This is a genomic window from Longimicrobiaceae bacterium, assembly GCA_035696245.1.
In the GTDB taxonomy this organism is placed as follows: Bacteria; Gemmatimonadota; Gemmatimonadetes; order Longimicrobiales; family Longimicrobiaceae; genus DASRQW01.
In genome coordinates this window covers 1-2059 of record DASRQW010000282.1, presented here as the reverse complement: position 1 = coordinate 2059, position 2059 = coordinate 1, and the positions used below count along the sequence as shown (strand labels likewise).

Below are 2059 nucleotides of genomic sequence, written 5' to 3'. Positions count from 1 at the left end.
TACACCTACAAGCCGGAGCTCTTCGCGCTCGGCGGGGGGGCGTCCGCCGGGGCGGACGGCGTGAAGCCCGCGCCCGCGGGTCCCCCCCCGCCCCGCGGCGCGCCGCCGGCCGAGGCGGGCGCGCGTCTCCCGTACGCGGTGTCCGTCGCCAACTTCGCGGACCTGAACGGGGCGCAGCGGCTCATCGACACTAAAGCCGGCTCCTTCCCCGAGGCGCGCTTCTACATCGTCCCCGAAGACAACGGCGGGCGGCTGTACTTCAAGGTCTTCGCGGGGATGATGGCCGACACGGCACAGGCCGCGGCGCTGCGCCAGCGGCTGGTGGACGCCAAGGTGGCCGAACCCGACGCCGTCACGGGTCCGTGGGACCTGATCCAGTCCCGCCATCTCGCCTACGACCTGGGCGTCTTCACGTCCGACACGGCCGCCGCCAACCGCGCCGAGGCGCTGCTTCGCAAGGGCGTTCCCACCTACACCGTGCCCGTCCCGTTCGCGGACGGCACCGAGCGCTGGCGCCTGTACGGCGGCGCCTATCGCGACAGCCTGGGCGCCCGCGGCATGGGCCAGCTGCTCGCGAAGAACCAGGTGTCCGCGCGCCTGGTGGAGCGCACCGGCCGGCCCCCCGCCATCAACAAGTGAAGCTCAGCTCCCTCCGCCTGCACGGCTTCAAGTCGTTCGCCGACCGCACCACCATCGAGTTCCGCGACGGCGTGACCGCCATCGTGGGCTCCAACGGCTGCGGCAAGTCGAACACGGCCGACGCGGTGCGCTGGGTGCTGGGTGAGCAGCGCGCGAGCGCGGTCCGCGGCGCGAAGATGGAGGAGGTCATCTTCCAGGGCACCACCAAGCGCCGACCGCTGAACTTCGCCGAGGTCACGCTCGTCTTCAGCAACGAGGACGGCTCGGTCCCCATCCCCCAGAGCGAGATCGAGGTCACGCGGAAGGTGTTCCGCGAGGGCGGCAGCGAGTACGCGCTGAACCGCACGGCGTGCCGCCTGCGCGACGTCCACGACCTGCTGCGCGACACCGGCCTGGGGTCGAACGCCTACTCGATCATCGAGGCGGGGATGATCGACGCCATCCTCAGCGAGCGGGCAGACGAGCGGCGCGCGCTGTTCGAGGAGGCCGCCGGCATCGGCAAGTACAAAGACCGCCGCCGCGCCGCGCAGCGCCGCTTGGAGGGTGCGGAAGGCGACCTCGCCCGCCTGAACGACCTCGTTTCCGAAGTCGAGTCCAAGGTTCGCACGCTCTCGCGCCAGCGGAAGAAGGCGCAGCGCCACGCGGAGCTGCAGGCGCGCCGCCTGGACCTGGAAGTAGCCGCCGCGCGCGCCGAGATGGCCGCGCTATCCGCCGCGCTCGCAACGGGAGATGCGCGGCTGTCCGTGCTGGAGCGCGAGGAGGGAGACCAGCACGCCGAGCTTTCCACGGCCGAGGCGGTGCTGGCCGAGCGGCGGATCGAGGGCGCGGAGCTGACGCGCCGCCGCGCGGTCGTCTCCGCCCGGCTGGAGGACGTGCGGCGGCGGCTGGATGCGCGCGAGCGGGAGATCCTGCTGGCGGACGAGCGCCGTGCGCACGCGGAGATGCGCATCGCCCAACTGGTGCGCGAGCGGGGGGAGCTGGCGCAGCGAGCGGCATCGCTCTCGTCCGAGGCGGAGCGGCTTGGGGTCGAGCGTGAGCGCGCGTCCGGACGGCTGGAGGCGCTGCGCGACCGGCTGGAGGAGCGGGTGGAGGAGAACGCGGCGCTGCGCGGCACCGTCGCCTCGCACCGGCAGGCGAGCGAGGCCGCGGCTGCCCGCTCGCGCGACGTGGCGCGGGAGATCGCGGGCGCGGAGGGCGAGCGCGCGTCGCTGGAGCGGCGCCACGCGGAGGCCGAGCAGCGCATCGCCCGTCTCGTCCTGCAGGAGGCGCAGCTCGCGGCGGAGGTGGCGCGGCTGGGCGAGCAGACGGAGCTGTGGACGGAGCAGGGCGAGGGACTTCGCGCGAGGGCGGACGCCGCGGGCGAGGTGGCGGAGACGGCGCGCGAGGAGGCGCGGATGCTCCGCGGGCGCGAGGCCGCGGT

At 74.1% G+C, this 2059-nt stretch carries 2 protein-coding genes; both read left to right on the top strand.

The features are described 5' to 3' along the window. Positions 1 to 639: SPOR domain-containing protein (locus tag VFE05_13105; protein HET6231004.1), on the top strand; the 639-nt coding region annotated here is incomplete at its 5' end. After that, a partial coding sequence (locus VFE05_13100) for an AAA family ATPase (protein HET6231003.1) occupies positions 636 to 2059 on the top strand: 1424 nt, incomplete at its 3' end. The genes VFE05_13105 and VFE05_13100, both read left to right, overlap by 4 nt.